Source organism: Allobosea sp. P1_A7, from assembly GCF_056406775.1.
This window is the reverse complement of record NZ_JBFTZN010000339.1, coordinates 1-5,783: the sequence shown is the minus strand read 5'-3', so window position 1 is coordinate 5,783 and position 5,783 is coordinate 1. Positions and strand designations below refer to the sequence as shown.

Annotated in this window: 3 protein-coding genes and 2 pseudogenes; 3 read left to right on the top strand and 2 right to left on the bottom strand. The window is 62.1% G+C overall.

Going from position 1 to position 5,783, the window contains the following annotated elements:
* Positions 1 to 1,161, top strand: a pseudogene (locus AC1D34_RS33390) (IS110 family RNA-guided transposase); the annotation flags it as partial.
* Between the two features lie 234 nt (positions 1,162 to 1,395).
* Here the strand turns inward: AC1D34_RS33390 and AC1D34_RS33385 are convergent.
* Positions 1,396 to 1,920: pseudogene (locus AC1D34_RS33385) on the bottom strand (transposase family protein); the annotation flags it as partial.
* Between the two features lie 81 nt (positions 1,921 to 2,001).
* On the opposite strand from AC1D34_RS33385, the gene AC1D34_RS33380 reads away from it, so the two are divergent.
* Positions 2,002 to 3,045 (top strand): IS110 family RNA-guided transposase, encoded by a 1,044-nt coding sequence (locus AC1D34_RS33380; RefSeq protein WP_476826553.1) that lies wholly within the window; start codon positions 2,002 to 2,004, stop codon positions 3,043 to 3,045.
* Between the two features lie 391 nt (positions 3,046 to 3,436).
* Entirely contained in the window at positions 3,437 to 4,459 is a 1,023-nt protein-coding gene (locus tag AC1D34_RS33375) for an IS110 family RNA-guided transposase (RefSeq protein ID WP_476826552.1), read from the top strand.
* Positions 4,460 to 4,904: 445 nt separating this feature from the next.
* Here AC1D34_RS33375 and AC1D34_RS33370 read toward each other — a convergent pair whose 3' ends face one another.
* Entirely contained in the window at positions 4,905 to 5,711 is an 807-nt protein-coding gene (locus tag AC1D34_RS33370) for a metallophosphoesterase (RefSeq protein ID WP_476826551.1), read from the bottom strand.
* Positions 5,712 to 5,783 lie beyond the last annotated feature (72 nt).

The window sequence follows — 5,783 nt, the reverse complement described above, 5'->3', positions numbered from 1 at the left end:
CCGTGATGGCGACCAAGCAGGACTACGACCGCCTGGCTGCGGACCTTGCCGCGATCGGGCGGCCGATCCTTGTCGGCTTCGAGGCGACCGGCAACTACCATCGCACGCTCGCCTATCGGCTTCTGACGGCAGGCTTCGAGCTTCGGCTGATCTCCTCGGTCGCGCTCGCCCGGACGCGGGAGGCGCTACACAACGGTTGGGACAAGAACGATCCCAAGGACGCCCAGGTCATCCTGCACATGCTGCGGATCGGTGCCACGCAGGCCTATGTCGACCCGTTGGCCGCCGGCATCAACGATCTCCAGGAGTTGTCGAAGACGCACGAGACGATTTCGAAGGCCAAGACGCAGACCTGGCACCGCATCCTGACGCATTACCTACCGCTGTACTTTCCGGAGATCGGCCGCTTCGCCGGCAATAGCCGCTCGGATTGGTTCCTGGCACTGATCGAGCGCTTCCCGACGCCCGGCAGCATCATCGCACTGGAACGGGAAGCGTTCGTGGCCGAGGCCTGGCCTCTGGTCGGCCGCAAAGTCTCCAAGGCTCGGCTAATCAACGATATCTACGAGACGGCTTGCTCATCGATTGCGTTGCCCGTGCCGGAGGAAAGCGCGGCGATCACGATGTTCCGGATGATTATTGCCCAGGCTCGGGGCCTGATCCGGGAGCGCAATCGGATCGAAGAGATCGCGCAGGTCACGTTGGCCGATCATCACGATTACCAGTTGCTGCGGCGGATCCCGGGAATCGGACCGATCAACGCTCTGACAATCCTGGCCGAAGCCGGAGACCTGCGGCGGTTCGGCCATCACCGCCAGTTCCTGAAGTTCTGCGGCCTCGACCTCGCTACCTGCCAATCCGGCACGTTCCGCGGTCGGACCAAGCTGTCGAAGTACGGCAATGCCCGGCTGCGCCGAACGTTCTGGATGGCAGCGCAGGTCGCCGCGCGCCAATGTGACAACAGCTTCCGCGACAAGCTTGGTCGCTATGTTGCCGGTCACGCGGACGATGCCGATCGCCGTCGCAAGGCGATGACCGCGCTTACCGCCAAGATGGCGCGGGTGGCGCATGCCGTCGTCAAGACGGGAACAGAATACCGGCCGTTCCTGGAACGGTCGGATGCCAGGTGGAAGGACCCCTCTCTRCAAGTGCCGTGAGGGCGCCAAAGGCGACCCTGTAGATAATGTTCGGGCCTTCCACCTGGGTGCGTATCTCGTCTTGAGGACGGTGAGGACCACGGCCGCGTCAATGCCGCTGGATCCTGTGTTTGCTATGGCTGGGAGCGATCCCGTTGACGGTGGAAACCATCTGGATCAGCTTACTGCCGACGTCGGCGCGTTGCCGACGTGACGAGACCTGTTGGCCAAAGCCCAAAGCTGCCTCCCGACATAGGACGTTGTCCGTGAGAACGGTGTGGACCCGGTACGGTACCGCGTCGATCAGAGCCACCAGGAAGGCAGAAGCCGAGGTCCGGCCGGTCTTCCTGACCACCTGGACGAAGGCGAATTTGCTCGTGCGATCAATGGCCACGTAGAGGTAGAGCTTGCCCTCGGCAGTCTGTACCTCGGCGATGTCGATATGGACGTAGCCGATCGGGTAGGACTTGAAGCGCCTCTTCGGCTCCTTGTCTCCTGCCACCTCCGGCAACCGGCTGATGCCATGACGCTGCAGGCAGCGGTGCAATGATGAGCGCGTCAGATGCGGGATCGTCGCCTGCAGAGCATAGAGGCAATCGTCGAGCGGCAGCAGAGTATGCCGGCGGAAGGCGACGATCACCGCCTCCTCCTCGATCGACAGCACGGTCGATCGAGGCTCGCATGGACCGGTCTTGAGATCCGCCGTCGAGCTCCGTCTCTTCCACTTGGCCACCGTCTTCTGGTTGATGCCGTAGCGCTTCGCCAGAGCCCTCAGGCTCTCTTGATGGGATGGACGGCGCCTGCACCGGCACCGTTCTTAAGGCAGGCGTGTTGCCATCACGGACCATTCCGAGGAGCCCCATCCATGCGCAAGCAGAACACTGACCTGTCCGCCGCTGTAACGGTCGGTCTCGATTTGGCGAAGCTTATCTTCCAGGTTCACGTGGTCGACGGCTCGGGCGGTGTGCTGCTGACGAGAGCCATCAGACGTCRSGACCTCTTGCCCTTCTTCGAGCAGCTACCGCCATGCCTGGTCGGGCTTGAAGCTTGTGGCTCCGCCCATCATTGGGCGCGTAGGCTRATCGGCTGTGGTCATGATGTGCGGCTGATGCCGCCGGCCTACGTGAAGGCCTATGTCCGGCGCCAGAAAAATGATGCAGCAGATGCAGCGGCAATCTGCGAGGCTGTGACCCGGCCATYCATGCGCTTCGTGCCGGTACGCTCGATCGCAAACCAGGCTGCACTCATGCACCATAGGGTCCGCGAGATCCTCGTCGCCCAGCGGACGCAAATGCTGAATGCCCTGCGTGGCCACCTGGCCGAGATCGGGATCATTGCCGCGCAGGGACCGAACAACGCCCGCAGTCTGGCTGCTCTCATCGGTAGTGGCGACGAGGCGGAGATCCCGTCCACCGTGCAGACGGCCCTGGCTCCGCTCGTGCGCCAGATTGAACATCTCGACGCGGAGATCGCAGTCAGCGATGACGCGATCGAACAGCTCGCGAAAGAGAATGAGACCGCCCGGSGCCTGATGACGGTGCCTGGCATCGGTCCGGTGACGGCTTCCGCCATCGCTGCGACGGTGCAGGATATCTCGGCATTCGAGGGGCCGCGCGCGTTCTCCGCCTCTATCGGGTTGACGCCTCGACAGAACTCGTCTGGGGGCAAGGAACGGTTGGGGCGGATATCCAAGATGGGAGACCGCTATCTTCGCAAACTTCTCGTCGTCGGTGCACACGCAGTGTTGCGTCACCGCAGAAAGGGCGAGGACGCTCTGAGGACATGGGCAAGCCGGCTCCTGGATACCAAACCCTTCAGGGTTGTGGCCATCGCCGTAGCAAACAAGCTCGCCCGCATCGCCTTCGCGCTGATGCGAGGCGGTTCTCGCTATCGCGGCGCGGCCGCATAACCAGCGGCTTCAAGGCAACGCGTCAAGCAATCGAGGGTGACCATGAGGTGATGTGAGCGAGCAGAAGATCCGCAGAGCCTGCAGCATAGTCGGAGCCTCGAGCTCGCTCTCTTGATCAGGTCAGCGGATCAGCGGAAACCATCAGGGCCGGCGGATGACACCATCCGCAGCGACAGGCCGAAGACATGACCGCACCCGCGACCTTCACATGACCGAAGCCGAACCCTTGATCCGCAGGCGCCGTCCAGACATGACTATGCTGTATCGCTCGACGGACAGCCTCTGTCGTCGTGGCGCTCCCATGGTGAACCTGATGGGGTGGACGGCCTCCGCTCCCGGCATCGAGGTGCCATAGTGTGGCTGTCAAAGGTCACATGAGGGAGAGCCGTCCATGGAGAGGATTATCACAGTCGGTTTGGACATCGCCAAACAGCTTTTTCAGGTTCACGGCGTCGACGCCAACGGCGCGGTTGTCGTTCGGCAAAAGCTGCGCCGCGATGCTGTCGCCCCCTTCTTCGAAGGATTGGCGCCATGCCTGATTGGCATTGAAGCCTGCGCGAGCGGACACCATTGGGCCCGGGTTCTGACTGGGCTTGGCCATGAGGTTCGGCTGATGCCCGCCTCCTATGTGAAGCCTTATGTCAAGCGACAGAAGAACGATGCGRTGGACGCCGAGGCGATCTGCGAGGCGGTGACGCGTCCAACGATGCGCTTCGTTCCGGTGAAGAGCGAAGAGCAGCAAAGCCTGCTGATGCTGCACAGAGTCCGCGAGCTTCTGATCCGGCAACGGACGATGCTGGTTAACGCGTTGCGTGGTCACCTGGCCGAGTTCGGGATCGTGACACGTCAAGGCGTTGCCGGCGTCGGCATGTTGATTGCGCTGGTCGAGGACGAGGATCACGACCTCGTCCCGGCGCTTGGGCGGGCAGCGCTCCGTCCTCTTATCGAACAGTTGCGGGAGGTTCATGCGAAGGTTGCTGAGATGGATCATCAGATTCTTCGCTGGCATCGCTCGAACGAACTCAGCCGGCGGCTGGAGACCATTCCCGGCATCGGCCCGATCACCGCGAGCGCGATCGCTGCCACTGTCACGGACGTGTCGCTGTTCAAATCCGGCCGGCAACTTGCGGCCTGGCTCGGCCTCGTTCCGCGGCAGAACTCGTCCGGTGGCAAGGACCGGCTCGGCAGGATCAGTAAGCAAGGCGATGCTTACATTCGCCGGCTTCTCGTTGTCGGAGCGCACGCCGTCCTTCGCTACAGCCGCAAGGCAGAAGCGGCACCGACACGATGGGCCGCCGGACTGCTCGCGGCGAAGCCATACAATGTCGTCGCCATCGCGCTTGCGAACAAGATGGCCAGGATTGCTTGGGCGCTGATGACGACAGGGAAGAAGTTCGAGGCCTCAGTCGCGTAAAAGAGCAGCAGTGGGCTACGAAGGATTGGTGAGGTGCTGATGGTGTGATGACGAACGGTCGAGCCGGGATCGGGACAATCCGTTATGGGCCATGCGCCGAGAGCGCGCGAACCTGAAAGGAACCCGATCGGCGGACTTCATCAGGGCCCGCGGCATCAATGCGCTGCCGATCAGAGGCCGTATACATGCCTGCACCCGACCAACTCGTCAGAAGCGCCAAATGGCCCTTGCCACGCGGAGGCCGTCCATACATGGCCCATAGCGCCTCCTTCCACTCACGCGAAAAGACTGCGCCATCAAAGCCCGGGATCAAACATTAGGGCGTCGGCGCGATCGCCCGGATCGGTGACGCCCCTTAGGATTGACGCTCACGTGTGAAACACCGTGTCAGGCACCAGATTGCAGGTAGGCATCGGCATCTCGCACCGAATTTCGTCGTAGCCGCTCATTTCTGCGGACCCTCCACCACGATGATGCAGCGCGGATCGAAGCCTCTGTTCTCGCGATCGCCGTGGAGGTTTGGATAGCCGGCCTGATTTGTGAAAATGCGCGTCTTGCCGACCTGGTAGTCATGCGACCCATGGTCGTGCCCATGGATCCAAAGTTCAGGCTGGAACATTTCGATCACGCCACTGAGATCCGAGGCGAAGGCCGGCGAAAGAAGACTTCCCTGGTGCCTCGGCTGGACCGATTGCGGGTGTGGCGCATGGTGCGTCACCACAACGGTTGGCCCCTCATGTGGTTTGCCCAGCTCGCCACGAATGAATGCGAGATCGAGCCGGTGCTCCGCCGCGGCGTGCCAGGGCATGAACCGACTGTAGTGACCGCTATCCTCACGATATCGAATGAGGCGGTGGTCGTTCAGTTCCTGCCCGGCGAAGACCATTGACGGCTTCGGCGTCCCCAGAAGGCGATAGTCCGTCCAAAGCGTGCAGCCGATGAAGCGAACATGCCCGATGATCACTGTACGGCGATGTAACAGATGGATGCCCGCCTCATCGGCTGGCTCGGTTGCAGCGGCCAGGTTGCTTTTCATCTCGCTGTTGTAGAACTCGTGATTGCCGGCAACGTAGATGATCTCTCGGCCCCGGAGCGGCCCTGCCTCTCGCTGATCGGCCATCCATTCAAGAGCGGCAACGATAGGTCGGTGCATATCGCCAGCGAATACTGCGATATCGAATTCCGGCATCGGTTCCGGAAATGCGAATGGGCCGAATTCGAGATGCACGTCGGAAATCACCAGAAGCCGCATTGCAGCCTCCTCCCTCTTCGACAATGTGCGGATGGCGGCGATGCGGCGGTCTCAGGGGCGCAGTGCGCAGTG

Coding starts and splice junctions, on each gene's coding strand:
- AC1D34_RS33370 (WP_476826551.1), bottom strand. CDS start 5,711: ATGCGGCTTCTGGTGATTTCCGACGTGCATCTCGAATTCGGCCCATTC.